The following is a 26,379-nucleotide window of genomic DNA, read 5'->3' on the forward strand; positions in this document are numbered from 1 at the left end:
AGGTTTTTTATTGTACACAAAAGCCTTCACCTATTTGAGGTGAAGGCTTTCGGCCGCTAATTAGCGGAGTTTGATTGGATGGTTGACGAATTTGACTGCCCGTTGATATTTGATGATGAGTCTTGGTTTTTGTCCGTTTGTTTGTCGTCTGAATTGGAACCGTCTGTTCCGGAGTCGGAACTATTATCAGAGCTGTTATCATTCTGGTCGTTTTTATCCTTACCGTTGCCCGGCTGATTCTTATCACCGTTATCCGTTTGATCCTGATTGGGTTGATCAGGATTTTTAGTTGGATCATCAGTTGACGAATCATCCGAACCGTTTGAAGGATCTGTCTGATTGTTATCTGTTTGTGAATCATCGGTTTGGGTCTTGTCTTTATCCTGATTATCATCAGAATTTTGATCTTCGTCCGTTTTTTTATCTTTGTCTGCATCGTCCTCTTCATCTTTCGGGACTTTGAAGGACGTAGATACCGTATCGCTTTTTCCGTCATCATTTTCCGCTGTCACTTGGAAGCTGTAAGTGGAGCCTGGCGTGACGTCAGAGACGACAGCTTCTTTTGCAGAGCTGTTTTGAATGTCACTGTAGCTTCCTCCGTCAACGGATTGTTTGACATTAAAAGTAGCATCACCATCATAGTCCCAGCTTAAGGTCAATGATTTTTTGTCTTTGTCGTACTTCACTTGCAAGCCTGTCGGTTTATCGGCTTTTTCTTTCGTGTATGTTTTAGAAACAGCAGTAGGCTGCGTTCCTTTCACGAAGTACTCCGTTACCTTTTTATCATCAGGCGTATTCGGTCCGGCTAAAGCGGCAGGGTTTGAGCCTTTTTCAATCGTTTCTTTTACGACGCTGTCAGGCTGTTCAAAGCTTCCTTTGCCATCGTCAACATACGAGATCAGCTTTTGGAAGAGGCGTTTGGCGACTTGTTGGTCTGCTTTTGATAAGGATAGTTTTCCTGCCTTATTTTTGCTTTCAACACCGGTCCAGACGGCCGCTGTATATTGCGGTGTATAGCCGACAAACCAAGAATCCGGCACACCTCCGCTTGCAATATTGTGCGCTCTCATATAACTGTCTGGAAAGTTAGTTGTACCCGTTTTTCCGGCTACTTCGACGTTCGGCACTTGTGCTAGGCTGCCTGTTCCTGTTTGCACTGCAGATTTCAGCATATCTGTAATCATAAACGCCGTGTAGTCGCTCATTGCGCTTTTCGATTTAGGCGTTAAATCAAGCTTTGTGCCGTCATTAAATTCAATCGATGTGACCGCATGCGGTTCATTGTACGTTCCGTTATTGCCGAATGCGCTGTAAGCGCCTGCCATGGTCAGAGTGGAAACGCCCGGATTATCGTCCCCAAAACCGCCGATTGAGTATGATTCAGTTACACTGTCTTTGTTCAGCCCTAAGCCTAATCCATTAGCGAAGTCGACAGCATTATCTTTTCCAGCTGCTTGGTATGCTTTCAGAGCCGGTATATTTCTTGACTGCGCCAGTGCATAACGCATAGAAATTGGGCCAAGGTATTTACGATCCCAGTCGTGAATTGCTGTTCCGTTTGTATAAGAGTAAGCAGAGTCATCAATCTGCTCATACGTTGACCATTTTTTATTTTCAATGACCGGTCCGTAATCAAGAATCGGTTTAATCGTTGAACCCGGCTGGCGTTTGGCTTGTGTGGCATAGTTATACCCGCCGACTGTGCTGTTTCGTCCCGATCCGATGGCGCGGATTTCGCCGTTTGTCGTGTCAAGGAGGGTAACGCCGCCCTGCATGCCTTGGGTAAAGCCGACACTGTCGCCGTCCATTAATTCATCAAGATAATCTTGCGCTTTCGTATCAAGGGTCGTATAGATTTTTAATCCGTCAGTGGAAATATCGACATCTTTCTTTTCTTTCGTTTCAATTTCACTCATGACTTCTTCGACAAAAGCGCTGTATTTATTTGTATCCTTTTTCTCATATTGCTTTTGGCTGACGACGCCTTCATCTTTCATGGACACTTTTTTCGCTTTTTGGTATTCAGCACTCGAGATAAAACCTTGTTTTTCCATTAGGCTGAGAACGATGTTCCGTCTCTTTTCAGAAGCCTTCGGATTTTTAACAGGGTTGTATCCGGTCGGGCTCTGCGGCATACCGGCAAGAGTCGCTGCCTGTTCAACCGTGAGCTTGCTGAGGTCTTTTACGCCGAAAAATTCTTCAGCGGCTTTACCGACGCCGTAGGCGCGCGGTGAGAAATAAATTCTGTTTAAATACATTTCTAAAATTTCATCTTTAGAATAATGGCGCTCCAGCTGCAATGAAAGCCATACTTCCTGAGCTTTCCGTTTAATCGTTTTCTGGTGAGTCAGAAGCGAGTTTTTCACAACCTGCTGGGTGATTGTGCTTCCTCCCTCTGATCCGAAACCGTCCGTAAAGTTGGCGACCAAGGCGCCGCCGATCCGGATCGGGTCAATCCCGTGGTGCTTATAAAAACGGGCGTCCTCTGTCGCGATAAACGCTTCTTTTACAACATCGGGAATATCTTTAATCGGGACGTAGGTTCGCTTTTCGGCGCCCACTTCCGCGATTTCTTTACCGTTTTTATCATAAATCGTTGAAGAGTAAGGCGTTTTCAGCTTAGCTTCATCCAATGACGGCGCGCCGGAAACTAAAACGGCGAATGCCGCCGCTCCGCCGACTATGCCAAGGACAAACAGAATAACCAAAGACAGTACAATTTTTTTAAATAAACCGCCTTTACGCTGTTTCTTGCCTTTTTTCGGTGAAGAAGCCGGCTTGCTGTTTTTCGTCTGCTTTGCTTTTCGGCGTTCTTCACGGCTCTTAAATTGATCTGACATAACATCTCAACCTTTCGTTAATCAACCTTTCGCTCAGTCTACTGTCTCCTGCGAAAAATAAAGCTGTTCAATAATACTAATATAATCAATTCTCGGTGAGTATCCAAGGGAAATCGGAAAGGAAGCATCTTCTAATTCGTCTTTGCGAATCGATTTCCTGCCGTTTTTCTCCTTTCTCTCCCAAAAGACAAACAGCTTATCAGCCTCGAGGAAATAAACTTTTTCGAAAGCGGATATAATAACAAAACAAATGCCGCCTTGAGCAGTCACATGCTTCATATGCTCAATCTGATGGTCATGAAAATTCTGCAGGGGAAATGCCGTTTTGTTTTTTGTCTCTTTTGCCTCAAAATCAATATAGCGCCCCTTATAAATCCCGTTGTAATCAGTTGTTGACGACTGCTTAAAATAGGCTTCCTTAATGACTGCGGCGCTTCTTTTCGGATAATGGACATTTACAATTTGAACGGGTGTCGGCTTTTTATGAATGACAGCAATTTGGTTAGCCAGATAATACTTATTCGTTTCATTCAGGTCGTCTTCGAGGGTCATGCCGCGATTACTGTAAGAAGGCGTCCGTTTCTGGCTTTTTTGGGATGAAACCGTTTTGTTCGGCTGAAATGTCTTTCCATTCGGATACCGAATCACTTTTTCCATCCTCCTTATCAATCTTATAGTGACGGAAGTGAATGAACGTGCAAACACAACAGACCGTAACAACCATTCTGCGCCGAATCGAAAAAGAGACGAAAATGAAAAATGCCGATAATATTTCCCGGACGAATGCCTATAAATCATATTATGACCGCCATCCTGAGATCAAATGGTCACTTTTGGCATCTTTTGTTTCCCGCAATGCCGGCTGGTCGATGACTGATTTAAGAGGCAGTCTTTATCAGCAGGGGCTTGAGAGCAAACAAAAAAACTGGTTTTTTCTGTCCTATGAGAGGGCGAATTGGCTTATCTTTTCCGACGCTTATCCCCAGCTTTTGTTATACCACTGGTCGAAAAAAATCGGTGAACCTCTTTTTCGCCATCTTCCTCATTTCCGCGTTTCGGCATTTATGCAGGAAGAATGGTTCCGTTTTTGGCGTGACGGAGATACGGAACGGCTCATGTATGCTCTTATTATAAATGAACAAAACACTATCCAAACACCTATTATACAAAATCCTTCGTTTAAAAAGAATGTTTTTGGCACGATTCCTTTTTATTTAAGTGATTGGTTTCACTTTAACACGGTGATATTTCCTTCATATGACGGTTGTTTATACGGAATTTCCGTCAAACGTTTTTCAAAAACCGAAGAAAGAATTACGCTCGGAAAACAGCTTTCCCAGCTGCTATTCTGCCCGGAGCTTTACGGCTCTTTTTATCGCTTTCTCGATATCGTGCCTCATACAGGCTCGCGTTTTGATATGGAGAAAATAATCGGTATCAAAAAACGAACATCACCAATGCTCAGAACAACCTATCCCTTGATTGTCCACTCATTAGACGGCAGAAAGAAGGATTGGTTTCAAAAAAGGTTAAAGAAGGGGGCCTTTTTACAGGAGAAAATGCCGAAGCAGCTGGAGCTTACAAACTGGTATCTGCAAAAAAAACGTCAGCTGCATGCGCTTTTCGCCGTTGAACATTGGCTCAAAAAATGAAAAAGCCCAAAACCGTTTCGGCGGTTTCGGGCTGGGCATCTGCCTTACGTAGAAGGGCGGTTTGGGCCGCCTGTTTTTTTATCTAACGTATCGGTCGCTTTTGATTCGGTTTTTTGCTGTTTGCCTGCATTTTTCGGTCTCGTTTTCATACGGCACCTCCTCAACTGTATCGTTTGCATTAATGTGCCGCTTCATACAAAGTTTGCGGCACTTTTTTGTCGAAAGTCCCGCCTTTTAGGATAAAACCTGTTTGTTTGGCGATTTGCTTCTAGTTTTGTCAGGTGCAAAGGAAAGAGGCGTAAAAACGAGAATTATACCCGGAGATACGTAAGTGACAAAAGGGAGGAACATGAATGTCCGTTTACACGAGTAAGGCTGATATTCTCCGTCTGCTTTCTGATATCGAAGATCGGCTCTCTGGTGCTGAAGAGGCGCTTGAACAATCAATGACGCTCTATAAAACAGAAGCTGAGGAAACAGAGGATGAACGCCTCGCTGCCCTGGAGGACGATTTGCGGGAGCTTCATATCTGTATTGACGACCTGTTCCTGACTGATCAGCGCAAAACGGTTTTACCTAAGGCATACCGGATAAGCTGAATTTGTGTTGAAACTTTGGTACGATATGTATTGAGGTGAGTCCGTTTGCAGACACAATCATTATTGAAGTTAACAGAACAAATGATAGAGGCGGCTATAGAGGCTGACAGAAGGTACCAAGATGGAAAAGAGCACGACCGCTCATATGATTTCTTTGAAACCATTAAACCCGATGTTGAAAAAAAGGATAAGCTTTGCGCGCTTTGGATTGAAAAGGCGCTGCCGTTTATCCAAACGAGCCGGCCGAAATACGTTCATCAGGAACAGATTCTGGCCGTTAAAGAAAACTTTTCGGAATTAATGCTCCAATCATATGTTCATCATATCCATAAAAAAAGGTATAAGGATTTAACTGAATCTGTTTTATATACACTTCGTATATGTAAGGATGAAGTTGAAAAAGAAGGCAGCTGATCAGCTGCCTTCTTTTTTTCAGGGGTCCGGCATGTCATTCATATGCCGGGTTTTCTGCTCCACTTGCTTCGAGAACTTTCATACTGTTTCGAAATTCCGTTGCGGTCAGGTGTCCTTGAATATAGAGGAACTTTGCAAAGTCCATCAATTTATTCACACAATCTGTCTCATATTTTTTTGCTTCTGCAAAACGTTTTCTTAAGTATGATACGTTCATAATGGTGCATCCCCTCTCATGTATGTTGAGATTATCGTAACATAGCGATTCGACTTTTTTCTGTTTTTAAAAAATTAAGACTTTCGACATCATTTGACAAAGCGGGCGTCTCTTGAAAGACACATAAGCAAGGCAGAATTCATACATATAAAGAAGAAACTTGATGAGAGATTTAGGGGGGAGCATCATATGAAAAGGAGAGCGCAGCAATATCAAAATATGTATCAGCAGCAGCCCTTGGGATATTACTATCCTCAGCAGATGCAGGAATATCAGCAGCCTCAGGAATATCAGCACCCGCCGTATATTCAGCAAGGGCAATTTCCGCCTCAATTTTATCCGAATCAGGAGTACGGGCACATGCAGCCGTATTCTCCTCCGCAGGCAGGCATGCCTGGCGGACAGCCGGGATTTTTTAATCCGTATCCCGTTCCCAGACCGAATCAGCAGCAGCCTTCTCAATTCTCAGGCATACTCTCTCAATTTAAAAAAACAAACGGACAGTTCGACTTTAATAAAATGATGGATACGACAGGGCAGATGATGAGCGCTGTCAACCAGTTCGGATCTCTGATAAAAGGATTCACCGGCTTCTTTAAATAATGAAAGCATGAATGACACGAATCATTCATGCTTATTTTTTTGGGAAAAAGAGGGTCAGCGTCTGTTCATTCCATGAAGTGTTCATATCCTCTTCGCGCACCTCATAAGGGAGGACGACTGTTCTCGTCATGCTTGAAGAAACATGGGATGAATGTGCCTGCTGCTGCTGTTGCCGAAGAGTGACATGAAGATACTGGCCCTTGACTTCAACCAGCATATCTCCGTCGCGGAATGTCGGCGGGACACTGATATCAACCGCCAGACCCGACTCTTCTTCTCTGAAATCAATGGTGACCTGAACATCTGAAAAAGCTGAATTGACTAGATGCTGAAACCCTTGGATCAGCTCACCGAATGGCCCGGAATGAAAAAAATGGTCCATCGCATGGCTTATGATATCCTCATTGTTTTGTAAATGATGTTTATCATCATGTGAATTTCCCATATAACCACCGCCTTGGTAACAGACTATGCTCTTTTGTGCCATGTGGTTATGAATTGAAGGAAAAAAGAAAGTGTGGTTAAATAGTGGAGAATAAACTGGTAACGGATTCACTTTTAGGAAGGGAGCACAAAACATTGCTGAAAAAATTATTCGGATTGGGAGACAGCCGGAAAAAGCCGGCCGAAGAAACGATTTATTCACCGGCTGACGGAACGGTGATGGATTTAGGCTCAGTGCCGGATCCCGTATTTTCACAAAAAATGATGGGGGACGGCATTGCAGTAGAACCGGCAAACGGTGACATTGTTTCGCCGGCTGAAGGGGAAGTGATTCAGCTTTTTCATACAAAACACGCTGTCGGCATCCGCACCTTGTCCGGGGCGGAGATTTTGATACATGTCGGTTTAGATACAGTCAATATGAACGGCGAAGGCTTTGAAGCCCATGTGAAAGAAGGCGACAAAGTAAAAGTCGGCGACCCGCTTTTGACGTGCAATTTAGACTTAATAAAAGAAAAAGCAAGCAGCACGGTGATCCCGATGGTCATTATGAACGGTGATGCCGCAGAATCTTTACAGTCCGCAGGCGCAAAAGAAGCTAAAAAAGGACAAACAGAGGTTTTTACATTAAAAATGAAGTAAGCAGGGCTGATGCCCTGCTTTTTTTCTTTACTGTATTTTCATCTAGCCAGGCAAACAAATATTCGGTAAACTGTACCTCATAAAGAGGTGTGAACGATGAAAAAAAAATCACTGACCGAACTGATTCATGAATTAAAAGAACATGAGAATATTGTCCATTGGCATGAAGAGGAGCCCCGTGAGGCGAAAACCATGCCGATGCCTGACAGGATTGATCCGGGAATCCGAGAGGCTTTCAAAAAGAGAGGAATTGACCGGCTGTTTACCCATCAGTATTCTGCTTTTCAAACCGTTCAAAACGGAGAAAGCATTGTGACAGTCACGCCCACAGCCTCCGGCAAAACGCTGTGCTACAATCTTCCGGTTCTCCAGTCCATTGCTGAAGATCCGACAAGCCGGGCTCTTTACTTATTTCCGACAAAAGCGCTCGCCCAGGATCAAAAAAGCGAGCTGAATGAAATCATAGATGAAATGGGCATGGACATCAAAAGCTTTACATATGACGGGGATACCTCTCCGGCTATCAGGCAAAAGGTGAGAAAGGCCGGGCACATTGTCATTACAAATCCTGACATGCTTCATTCGGCCATTCTTCCCCATCATACAAAATGGGTGAGCCTTTTTGAAAATCTCAAATATATCGTCATTGATGAATTGCACACGTACCGCGGCGTGTTCGGCAGCCACGTGGCTAACGTCATCCGCCGGTTAAAGAGGATTTGCGCGTTTTACGGAAGCTCGCCGTCATTTATTTGCACTTCCGCCACGATCGCCAACCCGAAAGAATTGGCGCAGCAGCTGACGGGACAGCCTGTTGCGCTGATTGATGATAATGGAGCACCAAGTGGAAGAAAACACTTTGCTTTCTACAACCCGCCCATTGTAAATAAGCCGCTGCATATCCGAAAAAGCGCCACCGTTGAAGTAAACGAGCTGGCAAAAACATTTTTGGAAAATCAGATACAGACGATTGTTTTTGCCAGGAGCCGGGTCCGGGTTGAAATTATTTTAAGCCACATCCAAGAGCTCGTTAAAAAAGAAATAGGCGCAAAGTCTATCAGAGGCTATCGGGGCGGCTATCTCCCGAAAGAAAGAAGGGAGATCGAACGGGGTTTAAGAGATGGCGGCATCCTCGGCGTTGTCAGCACAAATGCGCTGGAACTCGGCGTTGACATCGGCCAGCTGCAGGTCTGCATTATGACGGGTTATCCGGGCAGTGTGGCAAGCGCATGGCAGCAGGCGGGCAGAGCGGGCCGCCGCCACGGGGAAGCGTTAATTGTCATGGTGGCCAATTCCGCTCCGATTGATCAATATATCGTGCGCCATCCTGATTATTTCTTTAAGCGGTCACCTGAATCTGCGCGAATAAATCCTGATAATCTCATTATATTGGTTGACCATATAAAGTGCGCTGCCTACGAGCTGCCATTTCGTGCGGATGAAACATTCGGCACAAATGATGCACAGGACATTCTCGAGTATTTGGAGGAAGAGGGGGTGCTTCATCAAAACCGTGAGCGTTATCATTGGGCGAGCGAATCATTTCCTGCCTCAAATATCAGTCTTCGCTCGGCGTCACAGGAAAACGTCGTCATCGTCGACCAGTCTGATACGGCATATGTAAAAATCATCGGAGAAATGGACCGATTCAGCGCGATGACGCTTTTGCATGATGAAGCCATTTATTTGCATGAAGGAGTGCAATATCAAGTTGAAAAACTTGATTGGGATCATAAAAAAGCATACGTCCGAAAAGTAGATGTCGAATATTATACAGATGCAAATTTAGCGGTGCAGCTCAAAGTGCTGGAAATTGACAGGACAGACAGCAGAAGGAAAACAGCTTTGCACTTTGGAGATGTGACCGTAAATGCCCTGCCGACGATATTCAAAAAAATTAAAATGACCACATTTGAAAATATAGGTTCGGGTCCGATTCATCTTCCGGAAGAAGAACTGCATACAAGTGCGGCCTGGCTTGAAATAAAAGAAACGGATTCGGAGATCGGCGAAAAAACGCTGGAGCAGCTGCTTTTAGGCATCGCCCATGTACTTCAGCATATCGTGCCCGTATATGTAATGTGCGACCGCAATGACGTGCATGTCGTGTCGCAAATTAAAGCCGCTCACACAGGGTTGCCGACGATCTTTTTATACGATCATTACCCCGGCGGCATCGGGCTGGCTGATGAAGTATATAAACGATTCGATGAAATTAATGAGGGGGCAAAGCGCCTGATTCGGCAATGCCCGTGTCAAGACGGCTGCCCTTCCTGCATCGGCACCGAAATAGAGGGGACAGATGCGAAAAAAACAATTCTCCGGCTCTTGAATCACGTGTAACAGAAAAGGAGGATGAGAGATGTCCTTAAAAAATAAATTGCAGCGGATGAAAAAGCACATCAATATACAGGAAGCAGAACAAAAGCCGGCAGCAGCTTCTCATTCAGAACAAGATGCTGATATTCCGTTTGCGGAAAAATGGGAGTCATTCGGCGTGAAGCCTTTTTTCTTTGAGGATGAATACTGCCTCATCCGTGAAGTTGTTTATCCGCTTACGCACCGCCACGGCCGATACAGCTTTTCTGAGCTGGATGAAGTGATGGCTTTATGGAATGAAGGCGGGCTTACACATACATTATCAGCCGAGGGATATGAAAAAAGCCAGCTGTTTTTCTTTGATACTGAAACGACGGGTCTTGGAGGCGGAGCAGGAAATATGATCTTTTTGCTCGGGCATGCCCGTGTATATGATGACTGTGTCGTCGTAAAACAGCATCTGCTGCCTAAGCCCGGAAACGAGGCTGCGCTGTACCAAAGCTTTTTAAGCGAGGTGGATATTACGTCTCTTGTGACCTATAACGGCAAAGCCTTTGACTGGCCGCAGGTAAAAACAAGGCATACACTGCTTAGGGACAGGCTGCCGAAGCTGCCGGAGTTCGGTCATTTTGACCTCTTACACGGAGCGAGACGTCTTTGGAAACATAAAATGGAGCGTGTATCGCTCGGCACGGTAGAAAAAGAGGAGCTTTCCGTAATAAGAGACGAAGACACTCCGGGGTATTTGGCGCCGATGCTGTATTTTCAATTTTTAAAAGCGGAAGACCCCGTCCTATTACAAGGAGTGCTGTCACATAATGAACAGGATGTGCTTTCTCTCATCACTCTATACATCCATATGTCTAAGAAAATTTTTGCGGCCTCTGATCAGACGTCAGAACACCGGGAAGCATATGCGATGGCGAAGTGGTTTATCGCCCATAAGGAAACGGGGCGTGCCATTTTGCAGCTTGAAGCGCTGATAGGCAAAGCATTTGAGGATTCAGACAAAGCCCTTTTTGACTTAGCAATGCTTTATAAAAAACAAAACCGTCAGGCAGACGCCGTTCAGCTTTGGAAAAAGCTTATGACTTCTGATCTTCATAAATGCAGATATCAATCAGCGGTCGAGCTGGCGAAATATTTTGAGCATCATGTAAAAGACTTCAGGCAAGCATTACAAGCCGCAAAACAAGCGGCCGCAGATGAGGAATTATCGGAAAAAGAAGCTGAAAGGCTGCATGTGCGGATTGTCCGGCTGAAGAGGAAATATTTCTCTTGAAATATTGCCCGGGAAAGCGCAAAAGACGAGCGGATTCGGCAAAAATATTTTTTTCTGACTTCACATCGATTTAGTTGTAGAATAATGACGCATCCTGTAAAATAGCGTTAGTTATTTATAGGGGAGAGTTAGTATGTATAAAGGTGTTTTTTACTTGTTCTTTGTCGTGGTTTTTTTAATTGCGTTTGTTTTTTCGAATTTTAAAGACAGCTTGCTCATGCATTTCTAAATTGGGTGATTGCATTAGAACATGTACCCCTCTGTTTTCATAACTTAACAGTGTAATAAAAGTTTATGGAGAGGGGATTTTAGCATGTTTCATCATTGCAGACCAAACGTGATGCCGCCGATTGTCCATCCGACTCATTGCTGTGAACACCACAATTTTTCCAACACGATTGTGCCGCATATTCATCCGCAGCATACAACTAACGTAAATCACCACAACTTTGAGCACGTTCATTACTTCCCGCACACTTACTCAAATGTTGATCCGACAACACATCAGCATATTCAGTGCGGAAGCCCTTGCTGCGATTACTAGTATTGAACGTTTAAGCAAGATCGGTACGGATATCAGCAAATCAAAATGGGGCCCGATGGGAGCCCCATTTTTTAAGCAGGTGATGGAATTGAAAGTATTAGCCGTAACAGGGTACAAGCCGTTTGAACTCGGCATCTTTAAGCAGGATGACCGCGCGCTGGTTTATATTAAAAAAGCACTGGAAAACCGGCTGAGGAGCTTTCTTGACGAAGGCTTGGAGTGGGTGCTTATATCAGGCCAGCTGGGGACCGAACTTTGGGCGGCGGAAACGGCGTACGATCTCAAAGAGGATTATCCCGAGCTAAAGGTGGCCGTAATCACGCCTTTTTACGGCCAGGAAGAAAAGTGGAAGGAACCGAATAAAGAGATGTATGAAGCCGTGCTGGCACAGGCAGATTATGAAGAGAGCCTCACGCATAGGCCTTATGAGAGTCCGCTGCAGTTCCGGCAGAAAAACGCGTTTTTTATTGCAAAATCAGACGCGCTTTTACTATTATATGATCCGGAAATGGAAGGTTCGCCTAAATATATGCTGCAAGAAGCGGAGAAACGGCGTGAAAAAGACGGATATCCGATCTATTCAATTACGATGGATGATCTCCGGGCAGCAGTTGAAGAAGAAGCCTTCTTTACATAACATGCCAGAGAACATTTGACAACGGCACGTGTTTCTGAATAAAATATAAGATATGATTCACGATACGAGGTGAAAAAGATGCTTGCTGATAAAGTAAAGCTTTCTGCGAAAGACATTTTGGAAAAAGAATTTAAAACAGGCGTTAGAGGGTACAGACAAGAAGACGTTGACAAATTTTTAGATATGATTATTAAGGATTATGAAACCTTTCATCAAGAAGTAGAAGAACTGCAGCAGGAAAATCTGCAGCTGAAAAAGCAGCTTGAAGAAGCAAGCAAAAAGCAGCCGGTTCAGTCCAATACGACGAACTTTGATATTTTAAAACGGCTGTCTAACCTTGAGAAACATGTATTCGGCAGCAAGCTGTATGATGAATAAGAAAGACGCACTTGTCAAATGAGACAAGTTGCTTTATAATGAACAAGTGTTCTTAACGTTCGGGTAATCGCTGCAGGTCTTCCGAATCTGTAGAGGAAAGTCCATGCTCGCACGGTGCTGAGATGCCCGTAGTGTTCGTGCCTAGCGAAGCGATAAGCTAGGGCAGCCTTGATAGGCTGACGGCAGGAAAAAAGCCTACGTCTTCGGATATGGCTGAGTATCCTTGAAAGTGCCACAGTGACGAAGTCTCACCAGAAATGGTGAGAGTGGAACGCGGTAAACCCCTCGAGCGAGAAACCCAAATTTTGGTAGGGGAACCTTCTTGAAGGAATTGAACAGATAGAAGGACAGAATACTTTCTGTAGATAGATGATTGCCGCCTGAGTACGAGGTGATGAGCCGATTGCAGTACGACGGAACAAAACATGGCTTACAGAACGTTAAACATTTAAATGACAAACTCAGAGCTCTCCTTCATGGGGAGCTTTTATCTTGAATGAAACGAAAGTTTGAAAAGACAGGGTGATACGATGAAGAAGTATACACTAATAGCGACGGCGCCGATGGGAATTGAAGCGATTGTTGCCAAAGAAGTCCGTGAGTTAGGGTACGAGTGCAGAGTAGATAACGGAAAAGTCATTTTTGAAGGCGACGCGCTTGCAATATGCCGAGCTAACCTATGGCTCAGAACGGCTGACCGCATAAAAGTGCAGGTCGCCGAGTTTCAGGCAAAAACGTTCGATGAGCTCTTTGAAAAAACGAAGGCCATTGACTGGCGGTCGTATATTCCGGAAAACGGAAAGTTTCCCGTTATAGGAAAATCTGTTAAGTCGGTGCTCGCAAGCGTGCCTGACTGTCAGCGGATCGTGAAAAAGGCGATTGCTGAAAAGCTGAAAATCCAGTCCGGCAAACAAAATGACTGGATTGAAGAAACAGGCGCCGAATATAAGATCGAGATCTCCCTTTTAAAGGATAAAGCCGTGATTACATTAGATTCATCCGGGACAGGCCTTCATAAACGGGGATACAGGGTCGATCAGGGAGGAGCGCCGATTAAAGAAACGCTGGCTGCGGCGCTTGTTCTCTTAACCAATTGGACGCCTGACCGTCCGTTTGTCGATCCTTTCTGCGGCTCCGGCACCATTGCAATCGAAGCCGCTTTAATCGGGCAAAACATTGCTCCTGGTTTTAACCGTGATTTTGTCTCGGAAGACTGGGAATGGATCGGGAAAGAACTGTGGGACAAAGCGCGTCTTGAAGTGGAGGAAAAAGCGAATTATGATCAGCCGCTTCAGATTTTCGCCAGTGACGTCGATCACAGGATGGTGCAAATCGCGAAAGAAAACGCAGAAGAAGCCGGTCTCGGTGACCTTATTGAATGCAAACAAATGCGAGTGCAAGATTTCACGACCAAACTTGATTTTGGCGTCATCGTCGGAAACCCGCCGTATGGCGAACGGCTTGGTGAGAAACGTGAAGTAGAGCGGATGTATAAAGAAATGGGCCGTGCGTTTGAATCGCTTGATACGTGGTCTGTGTACATCTTAACTTCAAATGAACAATTTGAAGAAGCATACGGAAGAAAAGCGACAAAAAAACGCAAGCTGTTTAACGGATTTATTAAGGCGGATTATTACCAGTATTGGGCTAAAGTGCGCCCGCAGCGGAAAAAGCAGGAACAAACAAAACGAGAAGACGCCTGAACAGCGTCTTCCCGGTCATCTTTCCATTCTATTCTATCATTACCAACGGTGCGCTTTTGCGTTGCTCCGTAAAATAATGTTGGTTTGGGACATTTCGGTGTGGCCGTTGACCTGCGATTTTGAGCGCTTCGGCCGAGTCCAATTGTGATGAAACAATTCAGAATGCTGATCTAAACGATCTTTATAACTCATGTAACCATCACTCCCGGATAGAATAAGTTTGTGAAGATGGATATTCACTCGTGAATATCTCTTGTAGTTTGTGCAGGTCATGTGCGGATCATTCAAAAAGCATGTATATAAAGTGAAAAATCCGCATAGAATGATGATTATTTCTATTCGAGAGGTGATCTCATGCTAAACAGCGAACACTTTAACCGGATTCAAAAGGCGTTAGACGCGACAGCGGCTCAGCTGCAAGAAACCGGGGCGGAGCTTTCTCCTTCCGTCATGACACATGCACAAGAAGATTTTGAAAAAGCGGTGGAGCATACAAACTCAACAGACCATCCGTTTTTATCTTCACATGTGATTAACCGAAAATGATTGTTCAGAAAAGCTTGGCGCGGCCAAGTTTTTTTGTTGTATTAAAAAGGATTAAATGATATTATAGATGGTCTGAATGCAGAATAGTTAGGGGTTGGAGTCGGGTGACAACATCACGTTTGCCTTTTGCTTTAACAAAACAAAAGAATTTTTACGAAGAACTGAACAATTGGATTGGTGACGTGTTTTACGATATACTTCCCGAAAAAGGCTTTGACCTTCGGGATGAGCAAGTGTTTATGGCTTTTCAGCTTGAGCGGGCATTTAAAGAAAAAAAAGTCATGTTTGCCGAAGCCGGAGTGGGTACGGGGAAAACGCTGGTATATCTGCTGTTTGCGATCAGCTATGCAAGGTATACCGGAAAACCTGCCATTATCGCGTGTGCTGATGAAACGTTAATTGAACAGCTTGTCAAAAAGGAAGGCGACATATCAAAGCTGACGGAGCATTTGGATTTACAGATTGATACAAGGCTTTCAAAATCACATGAGCAGTATCTCTGTTTGAAAAAGCTAGAGAAAACGATGCAGCGTTCTGATGATGAGAAGTGGCTTGATCTCTATGAATCCCTGCCTTCCTTCGTCCACGAATCGCAAGCGATGCAGCGTTTTTATCCGTACGGCGACCGCAAGCAATACGCTGATTTGACGAATGAAGAATGGTCAAGCGTAAGCTATGACTCCTTCCAGGACTGCTTAACGTGTGATATGAGACATAGATGCGGCTTAACGCTTTCAAGAGACCATTACAGAAAATCAACGGATCTGATCGTTTGCTCCCATGATTTCTACATGGAACATGTGTGGACAGAGGAATCACGCAAGCGGGAAGGTCAGCTGCCGCTTTTGCCGGATCACAGCGCCGTTGTGTTTGATGAAGGGCACCTTTTGGAATTCGCTGCACAAAAAGCATTAACATATCGCGTGAAGCAATCAACGCTTGAATTGTTTTTAGAGCGCCTGCTTCAAAACGACATCAGGGAGGAATTTGCCGAGCTGATAGAAGATTCGCTTGCTGCAAACGACGAGTTTTTCTATGTGCTTTCAGAGGAATGTAAGGAAGTGGCCGGGTCTCACCGTCTTGACATCCAAAACGCCCAGCGTGTAAAACGCGCGGCTGACGAGCTGTGCCGTCTTCTGGATAAAATCGGCGAGGCGCTTGTATTTGAGTCAGAAATGTACACGATCGATAAATACGAGCTGTCAGTCGTAGAAGAATACGTCGAACAAATGGCCTATTCCTTGTCATTGTATCAAAAGGATGCCATCAGCTGGCTTGAAAAACAGGATGCGGACTCAACGTTTGTCGTCATGCCGAGAACTGTCGCGGAAGTGCTGGGTGAAAAGGTGTTTTCTAAAAAAATCCCTTACATTTTCTCATCTGCTACGTTGTCAGAGGGCGGTTCATTTGAATATATTGCAGACAGCCTCGGTATACATGATCCATTATCATTTACTGTTGAATCTCCGTACGATTACGAAGAGCAAATGGCAGTTGCGCTTTACGGCGAAATGACGGCCGAGCAGAAAACAGCCCGGACAATGGAAACGATTAAGGAGTATAAAGGAAGAACGCTTGTCCTTTTTCCTTCATTTGAAGAAATGAAGGAGTTTAAAGATCAAGCCGCCGCCTGGGAATTGCCTTACCCGATCTATTATGAAGGTGATGAAGAAATCAGCAGCCTGGTCGAAAAGTTCCAAAGGGATGAAGAATCTGTGCTTTGTTCCGTCCACTTATGGGAAGGGCTTGACATTCCGGGCGATTCGCTTCGTAATGTGACCATTTGGGCATTGCCGTATCCGCCGCATGATCCCGTCTTTACCGCGAAGCGAAACGGAGCAAAACAAGACCCGTTTGAGGAAGTTGATTTGCCGTACATGCTGTTAAGAGTGCGGCAGGGAATCGGCCGTCTTATACGGTCCAATCAAGACAGCGGCTCTATTTCCATTTATGCTGGCGGAGAAAGTGAGCGGGTTCTGAACGAAGTGAAAAAGATTTTACCTGTTGCGCCTCAATTGATGTAAGAAGAAAGGCTGCCGGATTCGTTTCTGGCAGCCTTTTTTATATCAGCGGGCAAGCCAGCAGCCTTCAGAAACAGCTTTTAAAAAATCTTTTAGGGAAAATCAGTTTCCCGCCTTGCTTGTGTGGCCGTCGCTCAATTTATTTTCGAAAACGGAATTCAACCCGGTTTTTTACCGGGTACCATAAAGAAGCACAAAAAATTGCCGCAGTACAATCAAATGGCTGTAAACCGGCATTCTTTTTTTACAACAAGTTGACTTTCTCCCCGCCTTCAATTAGCCTGTAATTGATAGTGAAAAGGGAGGGAACGGATATGGATTTACATACATATGAAGAAGAGTTTTTTGACCTGTTAAAAAGAATATCGCACTATAAGGAAGCGGCTGCCTTAATGCATTGGGACCTAAGAACGGGAGCGCCGAAAAAAGGTTCCGATGACCGGGCTGAAAGCATCGGGCAGCTGTCGGCGGATATATTTAAGATACAGACATCAGACCGGATGAAAGAACTGCTGGACATCCTTCTTGAGCATGCTGAAAAGCTGCCTGAGGATACAATAAAGGCCGCAGAGCTGGCGAAAAAAGACTATGATCATAATAAAAAAATCCCTGAGGAAGAGTATAAACAATATGTTATTTTGACGTCAAAGGCTGAGACGGCATGGGAGGACGCGAGAGAAGCGTCTGATTTCTCCAAGTTTGCACCGTACCTTGAAAAGCTGATCGATTACAATAAACGGTTTATTTCCTATTGGGGGCACAAAGATCACCCATATGACGCGCTGCTGGATATGTTTGAGCCGGGAGTTACGGTAAAGGTGCTTGATCAGCTGTTTTCTGAATTGAAGGAAGCGATTATTCCGCTTGTCCGGAAAGTGACGGCTTCAACCGGCAAACCGGATACAGGCTTTATCACGAAAACGTTTCCAAAGGAAAAACAAACAGAGCTCTGCCTGTATTTCTTAAAAGAACTCGGGTATGAATTTGACGGCGGCCGTCTGGATGAAACGGTGCATCCGTTTATGACGACGATAAACCGGGGCGATGTGCGGGTGACAACGAGATATGATGAAAATGATTTCCGCACCGCGATTTTCGGAACGATTCACGAATGCGGCCATGCCATCTATGAGCAGAATATTGACGAAGCGCTGAGCGGCACGAATTTATCTGACGGAGCCTCCATGGGAATCCATGAATCCCAATCCCTATTTTATGAAAACTTTATCGCCAGAAACGAGCATTTTTGGACTGCGTATTATCAAAAAATGATTGATGCGTCGCCAGATCAATTCCAAGACGTGAAAAGAGGGGATTTTGTCCGCGCCGTAAACGAAGCAAAGCCGACCTTCATCCGAATTGAAGCGGATGAGCTGACGTATCCGCTCCACATTATTATCCGTTATGAAATTGAAAAAGCGATCTTCAGCAATGAAGTATCCGTGGAAGAGCTGCCTGCTTTGTGGAATCAAAAATACCAAGATTATTTAGGGATTACGCCTCCTTCTGACGCAAAAGGGATTTTACAGGATGTTCATTGGGCGGGCGGTGATTTCGGGTATTTCCCTTCCTATGCGCTCGGATACATGTATGCAGCACAGCTGAAACATAAAATGCTAGAAGATCTTCCCGAATTCGATCAGTTAATTGAAAGAGGGGATTTTGAGCCTGTTAAACAGTGGCTGACGGAAAACGTTCATATTCACGGAAGACGAAAACTGCCGCTGGATATTATTAAGGATGCAACGGGAGAAGAGCTGAATGTTCGTTATCTCATTCAGCATCTCGTTGATAAATATTCGAATCTGTACTTGTAATGAAGACGCCCGGCTATAGCGGGCGTTTTTCTAAAAAATCTAAGAAGACGAATAATACTCTTTGAAACGTTGTAAAAGTTCGGAAATATACAAATTTCTCTATGCAAAAGAATCGAACCTTGTTATAATTTGAATTAATATCATATCAACACTCATATAATCGCGTGGATATGGCACGCAAGTTTCTACCGGTCACCGTAAATGTCCGACTATGAGTGAGCAATGAGACGGCTTTTTTGCGCCCGTTACGTGTGGATATTCAGCATTGCTTGCTCTTTTTCAGAGCGGGCAATGCTTTTTTTATTATATAAGCGGGGGTATTTATTGTGGAAGCATTAAAACGTAAAATAGAAGCAGAAGGAATTGTTCTGTCTGATCAAGTGCTCAAAGTTGATTCTTTTTTAAACCATCAAATTGATCCGGTTCTTATGCAGGAAGTCGGCAAAGAATTTGCACGCCGCTTCGAACAAGACGGTATTACAAAAATCGTAACAATCGAATCATCAGGCATTGCCCCGGCGGTTATGGCCGGCCTTGAACTCGGCGTTCCCGTCGTCTTTGCGAGAAAACGGAAATCTCTGACGTTGACGGATGATCTCTTAACGGCATCCGTATATTCTTTCACGAAAAAAACAGAAAGCCAAATTGCCGTATCAGGAAGCCATCTCTCAAAAGAAGACCGCATCTTAATTATTGACGACTTTTTAGCGAATGGCCAGGCGGCAGAAGGCCTGCTGTCAATCGTAAACCAAGCGGGAGCGGCCGTTTGCGGGCTTGGCATCGTGATAGAAAAGTCGTTTCAGCCGGGAAGAGATGAGCTTGTGAAAAAGGGCTGCCGCGTGGAATCATTGGCAAGAATTCAATCGCTAAAGGACGGCAAAGTGACATTTGTTAATCATTGTAGATAGTAATCTGGTGTATTCTCTTTCGCCCTTATCAGGTGAGTCTCCATTAATCCCCAAAGAATTAATGTAAGGGAATTCTTTTTTTAATTCGTTATAAAGTCTTCGAAACATTCCGTTAAATGTTGCAACTTGAATTTCACTTTTATGATTATTGCTAAATTCATTAACGCGATTTTTCATTTCTTCGGCAGCTTTATTAGTAAAGGTTATCATAGCTATTTTCTTTTCAGGAACATTCTGCATCATATTTAAGTAAGCTGCTTTTGCACATATCGTTTGAGTCTTGCCACTTCCAGATCCTGCTATTATTCTTAGGTGTTTTTCCATATCATAGCGAATTGCATTTATCTGATCTGTATTAAAAGGGTTATTACCGTGTTTGGGCAGAAGAAATTCAAAAAAGCTACTATCCTCATCTAAATCAGAAATAGGTCCAGTATTTGACTGGTTATTTTCAATAGTGATTCCTCCCTAAGTAGCTTTATAGTTACTTAATAATGTTAACTTTTTTTCACTATCCTCGATCTGCTGATGAGCTTTATGTAACTTATTATTCAACTCTTTTAATTGCCTAGATAGTTCTCTATTTGAATAATCAAGTGAAGAATTCTGTTCTTGTAGTTAATTATTTTGTTTTGTAGATGCTTAATTTTTGTGATAAATCAGTTTTCTCATTCAACTTTATTTCGATTTCTTATTCTAGTTGTTCAACCTTTTCGTTCAATTGCGATTTTCCTAAAATTTTGCTGAGAAACCTCATTGAAATCCTCCTATTTATTTCTAAATCAAGTATACTTTAATTGTGAATAATTAAAAATAATTGCTTAAGGGTGGTAAGTAAATGGGCCAAGGGTGTAGAGAAATTAATTGTCGTGGTGAGGATAGGAGAAAGGAGATAGTAAGACTTTTTAAAGTAGACGTCATGTCTAGAATAAAATTACTTCCTGGACAAGAACACATAAGCTGTACGGGTGATCAGTTAGAGAATGAATACTACTGTTTTTCTTATATTGATCGAAAAGACCCAAGGAAAAAAGGTGTCTTTGTTTGTGGTTCACATGCAGCAAAACATTTTCTTGAACTGATTAATAAGCCTAATATAAGATTGTTTAACCCTTTAATTGGTGAGGTAGATGATAATATTATTCCACATCAATTAGATAGACGTGTAGATGTAGATGGCGAGAGAACTGAAGTTGAAAATCTTGTTGCTAGGAATTTAAGAGATGCAATAGATGTGTTAACAATCTGTTGGAACAATAAGATTAAATATCCTTTGTCAGATATAAGGGCTCAGCTAAATAATAATATGAATGAGGAGCCACAATTTGGTGTTATTAAAGCTGTTAACACTATTATTTCAAGCGATCAAAGTGAATGTGCGACCCTGAAAGAGATGAATAATAAATTGAAGAAAAAGTATCCAAATATGAGAGAGTATGACTTCAGCCGATTAAATGTAATCTTACAAAAACGTGGAATTAAATCTTATTTTGGTTAATTTTTGATGGATGTAAAATGCATCAATCGAGATTAGGGATTTTTATTTTCTGTTAAAAATGATCGTTAGAGCATTAGGGGTGATACACTGTGCATGTGCAACGTCGAATTTGCACACACAATAATGATTCACCCCTTTTGGAATATGGTGAAAGAGGCTTTTGAGGTGTCTTAATATAAAAATCTTTATATTAATTTTGTCAAATTAAAAGGCGAGGGATACCAGGATACCCCGCCTTTTTTATATGTTAAATATATCCCTCAAAGAGCTTCCTTGTTTCAACACATTTCCTATCCCTCTTTTTCAGCTACCAGAGGTCTCTGTAGATAGTACGTATGTTTACTCTTCTTTTTATAGCTTTTTATATATAATTCACCAAATTTTAAAACTGGAATTCAATACAAAAAAAGACAGAAGATTATTTCTATATCAAAAACGGAATCATTTTCATTTGTAGTGTGGTGTTACAGAAAATTATTTACTTCATGCATAACCACACCTTATTCTTATTCAACTAATCTGTCCCATTAATTTAAGTATATTTATTCACATTTTCATATCGATTTTAACACGAATATCCAGCTTTGTTTTGAAGTCATATTCTACAATCTAGCCCGATTATTAAACATTAATTAGATAACACTATTCAACTAACCTGCTCCTTTAGTTGAATAATGTTGGTTTCATTCTACAATTTATGCCTGTAGCTGAGTATGAGGAAACAAGAATTGAAACGAAAATTACGGGTGTGGATTTAAAAGGGTTATTTATCTCTAAAGGAAAAGTTCTGCTCGTGGAAGGGTGGAAGAAAGTAGAGAAAGTTCAATCTAAGGATACGATTCTGCCTCTTGTCCAAGTTAATGATGACGTAGATTTAGTGAAGCATGAAATCACTACGCATGTGACAAAGCCACCGAAGCAGCATACAGAAAGAACGCTGCTTCGAGTTATGGAGACATGTGGAAAGAACTATGATGGAAAGGTACAGATGAAGAAAGCCTAAATGCGATCTTAAGTGGATTTAGTAACGGTACACCTGCCACAAGAGCTGAAACAATAAAAAAATTAAAAGATGTCGGTTATATAACAACGCAGAATAAAAATTTACTTTGTACAGAGCTTGGAAGAAAGCTGATAGAAACATTCCCTATAAAAGATTTATTTAATCTTGAGTTCACAGGTCGTCTTGAATAATCGTTGAATGATATTGAAAAAAGAAACTTCACAAAAGATGAGTTTTTACAGTTGATTTTTGACTTCAGTTTTCATTTGTATTCAATGTCCCCGTACCCAATTGGAAATCAGTTTTGTTTGTTCCAGCGGGTTCTATTTTTTCACCATTTTCATCTACGGCAAAGAACTTTATTTCTCTTGAGGTTGAGGAACCAGAGATCTTAACAGTAATATCCCGATAATGTGATACTACAAATTCTTCACCTTCAGACGGGGCAGTTGTTGCTTCGTGGAATGTAAAGGTTGTTTTATCTGGAATGGTTTTTAAAATACTTTCATCGGTTTCTGTCAACAACTCCACCTCCTAAATCTGTTTAAAAACTGACTTTTATTTAAAAAGAAGAGGGGAAGAATCCCCTCAAATTATTTAGCTTCAAATACTCTTACGTCTCTGTCAGTACCGTCATTAATCACATAAACATAAAGCGTTTTGCCAGCCGCAACGGGAACTGAAAAAGGTTTGTCTCCGGCTCCCAAGGGGATACCAGTATCAGCAGTCACAGTAGAGATTCCAATGTAAATCGTGCCTTCTGCAGGAGGGTAAATAGTAAGTGCTGTCCTGTCAGCAATGCCTGCGGTAACTTTTTGAGCTGTTGAAGTAACAGTGAATTTATCCGTCTTAAAAGAGGAGAAATCTGGATCTCTTTCATTCACTGTTACGGAAGGGGGTTGTACCTGAATACCTTTGATAGCATCCAAGCCAGCTTGAGAGAAGTCAACCTGTAGAGGTTTTTCTTGTGATTTAAGGTGAATGCTAGTGATTGGTTTTCCAGTTCCATCGTCTCTAGCTGAAGTATATATGTCTCCGTCTTTATTCAAAAGTGCCAAGATATCAAACTCCTAACATTATTTTGTTTCTTGCGTTGTTCCAATGTCTACACTGCTTTTCGTTGTCGTGTCTTCTTGCTCTGTTTTAACTCCCTTTTAAATTCCTCCAATTACTTGTTTTATTTACGTACAATAAACTCCTTCGGAAGCCCGATGATTCGAAGCATCGGTAACGTCCGAGAAGGGGATATATAGGAGATGAAAAAATAAATTGGATGAGGCGTTGGGAAACGCCTGAAGGAGATTATTGATAACCAGTGTGCATATGTATTTCTATTTCTATTATCTAAAGAAGTGTTATTGGATTTTTTGATTGGTGGAAAAATAACCCACAATAGGTATAATGAAGTGTAGATGAAATTTGAAAAAGAGGTGTTTTTTTTGAGAGACAAAGTTTTGAATGTCATTATTATAATAGGTCTTCTGTTGATAGTTGGAGCTGTTACTGTTTTTAAAGACTTTGAATATCAACAATATCTTCGTTATGGTGGGGCAATCCTGATAGCTTTTGGTTTTATGTTCGATTACGACAAGGTGAAAGTTGAAAAAAAGAGTAAATGACTTTTAGAATCATGGTACATGAGCATAAAAACCGGTAATCGCTGTGCGAAATCCAGCTGGCTCCTTCCAACCTGGCAGATGAGCTATAACAACAAATAATACACGCTTTCCGGAACGTATTTAAAGTCCCCACCGGCGGAGAATTCACGGTTGTCTCGTGAACTGCTTAATATCGCTCTGGCATGTTACTGTTTACAGCCATTTATAAGTATGAGGGTACTCCAGTTGAGTTTAAAAATGTGACGAGAGCAGGAGTTGTTCTGGATGTTCATGAGTTCTTAACGGAGCACATATCGTATAATGAGTTGTTTAATGTCTTTGATAACAAGATGCCCCTTGACTTATTTAAAGGACATTATGATAAAGGGAACAGAGCAATTACAATTCTAAGTGGGTTAACTTGGATCAATGAGCGGATGAAACAGTTAGACGATCTAATTGAAAAAGGGAACAAGGAGTCGAAAAAGACCTCATATATGGAGGCGTTGAAGAAATTAAAGCGCTAATTTTAAAGGGGAGCTGCCTATTAGGTGGCTTTTTTATTTTGATTTTTAATGTAACTTTATTAATATTTAAACGTTCTAAATTTTGAAGGTGGGATTGAATGAAGAATTTTAATGTTATTAAAACTTTACTAATAATCATCGCTGATCTCATTATAATAGCTGGATTCGCAGTGTATTTCCTAATTTCAGGAGAGAAAGTCAAATATATAGGCTGGAGCCAGAATAAGACCTGGGAAGCATCAATTGAAAAATCAGGCAAAACTTCTATCGGCCCTAATTATTTCTTCAATTTGTATTACAGAGGAAATAAAGTTAATGAAAAGAATACGGTGATAAAGAGATTAACATTATTTGTTGACGGCCTGAAATATGCCGAAGATAAAGACTATCATCTTTCAGAGTTCACTGGCGAGAAATTAGAAGGCGGCGGAGTAGGAGAAGATCATATCCAGACGTTTGAATATATGCCGGAAAATGAAGTGATCGGTCATGAAATAACTGTTGAAGTAGAGTGGAAAACCAATAATAAAACCTATAGAGAGAAGTTTAAATTAGAAAGGACGCACTAGTATCAGTGATAATTAAGGGGCACCGTATATCCAAACAGATTTTGGGGTATTTCAGAGCTGGGATTTATCTTGTTAATTTCGAATGAAGTATCAAAAACATTTGTATTATAGGTTCCAATAAAACAACAATTTCAAACAGATAGGAGAGATTGAAATGACGGTACAGAACAGATTAATGCAATATGATAAAGGTGTGGTGGTTTAAAGGAGAGGTGGAGAAACTGAGGAACAAGTAAAACAAGTTGTCAAAGAGAGTATCCGAGAAATGATTGAAGACGAGACTATTAAAATTGATGCATACCTCAGAGGGAATCCGTGTAGAGATTACTAATCTTTATTGATGGTGATCTCATTCAGCATTCTGATTAGCAAGTAAGAATAGAACAATAAAATATGAAAAAACAGCAGTTTAAGAGAAGGGGGGTTAACTAAGTCTGAAGAAATATTAGATAACCTTCAATTCTCTGGCTGTGGGGAAGGTCACGAAACTTGTGTGTTTACTGTAATATTGATTTGACTCAGGGTATAGCAGGTAACATTCAATTATAAAAAGAACGGAGAGATTAAATTTCCTCAAAATTGACATAGTTAAGTCTTTTTGTTCTGTTGTTTATCTGATAATCCTTTTACTTTGCTATAATACAATTCTAAGGCTGCAGATCACAAATAATCGATGGCGGTGTATTAACAGGGGGAATGAATATGGTAAACAAAGTATTACGCAAAATAGATGGAGCAACAATTTTCTTTGTCTTGGTTTTAGCATTTGATTTAACTGTTTTCTTAATGTCTCATGATGGTTATTACTTAAGCTTTGTGGTACAAACGAATTATATTTTTCCTGTACTACTTACTTTAGTCGGTTTTTTTGTGTTAGCTTGGAGGTATAAAATACGACAATTATATGTAATTTGCATAACAATTCCAGTAATACTTATAGTTGCATTGTTTGCGATAGCTGGTGATTCATACGCTACCATTTCTTCGCCGACTAAAAATGTAACAGTAACAATAGAACATAGTAACGCCACCTTAGGGGAAACGAATTACTTTTACGATTTTTATGTACATGTTCCTAGTTTCTACCCTGGTTTAATGAAAAAAGTGAATAAGGACACCGTATATATTATGACACGAAATATCGAAGGTAAAGACGATCTTGATGTGTTAGGAGTAGATAATGCTGAATGGATAAATAACAAAATAATTTTCCATTCAGCATATGAAAAGGCAATTGAGGTTGATTTACAGTTTTAGTCTAAGTTGAAGTAATTTCAAGGAAACAGATCGGGAGATTGCAATGAAAATCTTGACATTTAAATTTGATAATTCGCTCTTTGAGTTACATGCAGCATTTAAAGTTAATTTGGACCTTCAAACAGATTATGATATCCAGAAGGATATGCTCATGATGAGTAAAGCGATACTCAAAACAGCCGGCTATACAAACTTCTTAATCCAAGATACATATATTAGAGATGAAGATAGCAACTCAGTTTATTGTCATTATTACTTTGAAGAAACTAACTTAAAGAAGGGGATAGAGTCTTAAAAGAGAAATATAGTTTTGTTATTTAAAATGATTGAACTAACTGAATTGTTATGTAAACTGCTACTG

Annotated in this window: 28 protein-coding genes, 1 other RNA gene, 3 pseudogenes and 1 riboswitch; of the genes and pseudogenes, 23 read left to right on the top strand and 9 right to left on the bottom strand. The window is 41.9% G+C overall.

Translation table 11 applies throughout. The features are described from left to right. Positions 1-56: 56 nt before the first annotated feature. Entirely contained in the window at positions 57-2,840 is a 2,784-nt protein-coding gene (locus tag KY305_RS13325; protein WP_223062937.1) for a PBP1A family penicillin-binding protein, read from the bottom strand. A 33-nt stretch (positions 2,841-2,873) separates the two neighbouring features. Beyond that, on the bottom strand, positions 2,874-3,488 hold the full coding sequence (gene recU, locus KY305_RS13330; protein WP_223062967.1) for a Holliday junction resolvase RecU: 615 nt from the start codon (positions 3,486-3,488) through the stop codon (positions 2,874-2,876). A 41-nt stretch (positions 3,489-3,529) separates the two neighbouring features. Between recU and KY305_RS13335 the strand changes: the two genes are divergently transcribed. Beyond that, positions 3,530-4,492 carry a DUF2515 domain-containing protein gene (locus tag KY305_RS13335; protein ID WP_223062938.1) on the top strand — a complete coding sequence of 321 codons (963 nt, stop codon included), beginning with the start codon at positions 3,530-3,532 and terminating at the stop codon, positions 4,490-4,492. 44 nt (positions 4,493-4,536) lie between these two features. Here KY305_RS13335 and sspM read toward each other — a convergent pair whose 3' ends face one another. Further along, a complete protein-coding gene (gene sspM, locus KY305_RS13340; RefSeq protein ID WP_214814179.1) occupies positions 4,537-4,641 on the bottom strand; it encodes an acid-soluble spore protein SspM in 105 nt (34 codons plus the stop codon). Positions 4,642-4,845: 204 nt separating this feature from the next. Between sspM and KY305_RS13345 the strand changes: the two genes are divergently transcribed. Then, the gene (locus KY305_RS13345; protein ID WP_223062939.1) at positions 4,846-5,091 is read left to right on the top strand and encodes a DUF5446 family protein; all 246 of its coding nucleotides are present in this window, start codon (positions 4,846-4,848) and stop codon (positions 5,089-5,091) included. A gap of 45 nt (positions 5,092-5,136) precedes the next feature. Then, a complete protein-coding gene (locus KY305_RS13350; RefSeq protein WP_223062940.1) occupies positions 5,137-5,505 on the top strand; it encodes a YppE family protein in 369 nt (122 codons plus the stop codon). 34 nt (positions 5,506-5,539) lie between these two features. Here KY305_RS13350 and KY305_RS13355 read toward each other — a convergent pair whose 3' ends face one another. Then, entirely contained in the window at positions 5,540-5,722 is a 183-nt protein-coding gene (locus KY305_RS13355; protein WP_214814169.1) for a YppF family protein, read from the bottom strand. A 189-nt stretch (positions 5,723-5,911) separates the two neighbouring features. Here KY305_RS13355 and KY305_RS13360 point away from each other — a divergent pair, with 189 nt between their 5' ends. After that, positions 5,912-6,325 carry a YppG family protein gene (locus tag KY305_RS13360; RefSeq protein WP_214814166.1) on the top strand — a complete coding sequence of 138 codons (414 nt, stop codon included), beginning with the start codon at positions 5,912-5,914 and terminating at the stop codon, positions 6,323-6,325. A gap of 31 nt (positions 6,326-6,356) precedes the next feature. Here KY305_RS13360 and KY305_RS13365 read toward each other — a convergent pair whose 3' ends face one another. Further along, positions 6,357-6,770 carry an Hsp20/alpha crystallin family protein gene (locus KY305_RS13365; RefSeq protein ID WP_223062941.1) on the bottom strand — a complete coding sequence of 138 codons (414 nt, stop codon included), beginning with the start codon at positions 6,768-6,770 and terminating at the stop codon, positions 6,357-6,359. A 134-nt stretch (positions 6,771-6,904) separates the two neighbouring features. Between KY305_RS13365 and KY305_RS13370 the strand changes: the two genes are divergently transcribed. The 9 genes and pseudogenes from KY305_RS13370 to KY305_RS13410 all read left to right on the top strand — a co-directional run bounded on the left by KY305_RS13370 (position 6,905) and on the right by KY305_RS13410 (position 14,274). Next, a complete protein-coding gene (locus KY305_RS13370) occupies positions 6,905-7,411 on the top strand; it encodes a PTS sugar transporter subunit IIA (RefSeq protein WP_223062942.1) in 507 nt (168 codons plus the stop codon). Positions 7,412-7,507: 96 nt separating this feature from the next. After that, complete coding sequence (locus tag KY305_RS13375) at positions 7,508-9,754, top strand: DEAD/DEAH box helicase (protein WP_223062943.1); 2,247 nt, start codon at positions 7,508-7,510, stop codon at positions 9,752-9,754. Between the two features lie 19 nt (positions 9,755-9,773). Further along, complete coding sequence (locus KY305_RS13380; protein ID WP_223062944.1) at positions 9,774-11,012, top strand: ribonuclease H-like domain-containing protein; 1,239 nt, start codon at positions 9,774-9,776, stop codon at positions 11,010-11,012. A 121-nt stretch (positions 11,013-11,133) separates the two neighbouring features. Next, positions 11,134-11,241 (top strand): annotated as a pseudogene (locus KY305_RS13385) (hypothetical protein); the annotation flags it as partial. A gap of 84 nt (positions 11,242-11,325) precedes the next feature. Further along, positions 11,326-11,556: a spore coat protein CotD gene (cotD, locus tag KY305_RS13390; protein ID WP_082796774.1), complete on the top strand. Its 231-nt coding sequence runs from the start codon at positions 11,326-11,328 to the stop codon at positions 11,554-11,556. An 88-nt stretch (positions 11,557-11,644) separates the two neighbouring features. Then, positions 11,645-12,193 carry an SLOG family protein gene (locus KY305_RS13395; protein WP_223062968.1) on the top strand — a complete coding sequence of 183 codons (549 nt, stop codon included), beginning with the start codon at positions 11,645-11,647 and terminating at the stop codon, positions 12,191-12,193. A 78-nt stretch (positions 12,194-12,271) separates the two neighbouring features. Next, positions 12,272-12,571 (top strand): cell division regulator GpsB, encoded by a 300-nt coding sequence (gpsB, locus tag KY305_RS13400; RefSeq protein WP_061521000.1) that lies wholly within the window; start codon positions 12,272-12,274, stop codon positions 12,569-12,571. 55 nt (positions 12,572-12,626) lie between these two features. Continuing rightward, an RNA gene (gene rnpB, locus KY305_RS13405) (RNase P RNA component class B) lies at positions 12,627-13,009 on the top strand. A gap of 92 nt (positions 13,010-13,101) precedes the next feature. Next, positions 13,102-14,274: a THUMP domain-containing class I SAM-dependent RNA methyltransferase gene (locus tag KY305_RS13410; protein WP_223062945.1), complete on the top strand. Its 1,173-nt coding sequence runs from the start codon at positions 13,102-13,104 to the stop codon at positions 14,272-14,274. 39 nt (positions 14,275-14,313) lie between these two features. Here KY305_RS13410 and KY305_RS13415 read toward each other — a convergent pair whose 3' ends face one another. After that, positions 14,314-14,466 carry a YpzG family protein gene (locus tag KY305_RS13415; protein ID WP_003153548.1) on the bottom strand — a complete coding sequence of 51 codons (153 nt, stop codon included), beginning with the start codon at positions 14,464-14,466 and terminating at the stop codon, positions 14,314-14,316. Between the two features lie 162 nt (positions 14,467-14,628). Here KY305_RS13415 and KY305_RS13420 point away from each other — a divergent pair, with 162 nt between their 5' ends. From KY305_RS13420 to xpt, 4 genes are all read left to right on the top strand, one after another. After that, positions 14,629-14,820 carry a hypothetical protein gene (locus tag KY305_RS13420; protein ID WP_214814147.1) on the top strand — a complete coding sequence of 64 codons (192 nt, stop codon included), beginning with the start codon at positions 14,629-14,631 and terminating at the stop codon, positions 14,818-14,820. Between the two features lie 104 nt (positions 14,821-14,924). Further along, a complete protein-coding gene (locus tag KY305_RS13425) occupies positions 14,925-16,844 on the top strand; it encodes an ATP-dependent DNA helicase (RefSeq protein ID WP_223062946.1) in 1,920 nt (639 codons plus the stop codon). Between the two features lie 311 nt (positions 16,845-17,155). Further along, a complete protein-coding gene (locus tag KY305_RS13430) occupies positions 17,156-18,658 on the top strand; it encodes a carboxypeptidase M32 (RefSeq protein ID WP_223062947.1) in 1,503 nt (500 codons plus the stop codon). A gap of 132 nt (positions 18,659-18,790) precedes the next feature. Then, positions 18,791-18,890, top strand: a riboswitch (purine riboswitch). A 94-nt stretch (positions 18,891-18,984) separates the two neighbouring features. Beyond that, positions 18,985-19,566: a xanthine phosphoribosyltransferase gene (xpt, locus tag KY305_RS13435; RefSeq protein WP_223062948.1), complete on the top strand. Its 582-nt coding sequence runs from the start codon at positions 18,985-18,987 to the stop codon at positions 19,564-19,566. Here the strand turns inward: xpt and KY305_RS13440 are convergent. Beyond that, the gene (locus KY305_RS13440) at positions 19,525-20,028 is read right to left on the bottom strand and encodes a UvrD-helicase domain-containing protein (RefSeq protein ID WP_316252451.1); all 504 of its coding nucleotides are present in this window, start codon (positions 20,026-20,028) and stop codon (positions 19,525-19,527) included. The genes xpt and KY305_RS13440 overlap by 42 nt on opposite strands. 376 nt (positions 20,029-20,404) lie before the next feature. On the opposite strand from KY305_RS13440, the gene KY305_RS13445 reads away from it, so the two are divergent. Together KY305_RS13445 and KY305_RS13450 are read left to right on the top strand one after the other, a co-directional pair. Next, positions 20,405-21,064, top strand: a complete 660-nt coding sequence (locus KY305_RS13445) for a hypothetical protein (protein WP_223062949.1) — start codon at positions 20,405-20,407, stop codon at positions 21,062-21,064. A 682-nt stretch (positions 21,065-21,746) separates the two neighbouring features. Further along, positions 21,747-22,327 (top strand): annotated as a pseudogene (locus tag KY305_RS13450) (DNA topoisomerase); the annotation flags it as partial. Position 22,328: 1 nt separating this feature from the next. On the opposite strand, the pseudogene KY305_RS13455 reads toward KY305_RS13450, so the two are convergent. Next, a pseudogene (locus KY305_RS13455) lies at positions 22,329-22,589 on the bottom strand (hypothetical protein); the annotation flags it as partial. Positions 22,590-22,660: 71 nt separating this feature from the next. Then, positions 22,661-23,125 carry a hypothetical protein gene (locus KY305_RS13460; protein ID WP_262417751.1) on the bottom strand — a complete coding sequence of 155 codons (465 nt, stop codon included), beginning with the start codon at positions 23,123-23,125 and terminating at the stop codon, positions 22,661-22,663. Between the two features lie 381 nt (positions 23,126-23,506). On the opposite strand from KY305_RS13460, the gene KY305_RS13465 reads away from it, so the two are divergent. From KY305_RS13465 to KY305_RS13480, 4 genes are all read left to right on the top strand, one after another. Continuing rightward, positions 23,507-23,686 (top strand): hypothetical protein, encoded by a 180-nt coding sequence (locus KY305_RS13465; protein WP_223062950.1) that lies wholly within the window; start codon positions 23,507-23,509, stop codon positions 23,684-23,686. 604 nt (positions 23,687-24,290) lie between these two features. Further along, complete coding sequence (locus KY305_RS13470) at positions 24,291-24,761, top strand: DUF4944 domain-containing protein (protein WP_223062951.1); 471 nt, start codon at positions 24,291-24,293, stop codon at positions 24,759-24,761. A 702-nt stretch (positions 24,762-25,463) separates the two neighbouring features. Further along, positions 25,464-26,018: a hypothetical protein gene (locus tag KY305_RS13475; protein WP_223062952.1), complete on the top strand. Its 555-nt coding sequence runs from the start codon at positions 25,464-25,466 to the stop codon at positions 26,016-26,018. Between the two features lie 43 nt (positions 26,019-26,061). Next, entirely contained in the window at positions 26,062-26,313 is a 252-nt protein-coding gene (locus KY305_RS13480) for a hypothetical protein (protein ID WP_223062953.1), read from the top strand. Positions 26,314-26,379 lie beyond the last annotated feature (66 nt).

This window comes from Bacillus sp. YC2, assembly GCF_019891195.1.
Lineage (GTDB): Bacteria > Bacillota > Bacilli > Bacillales > Bacillaceae > Bacillus.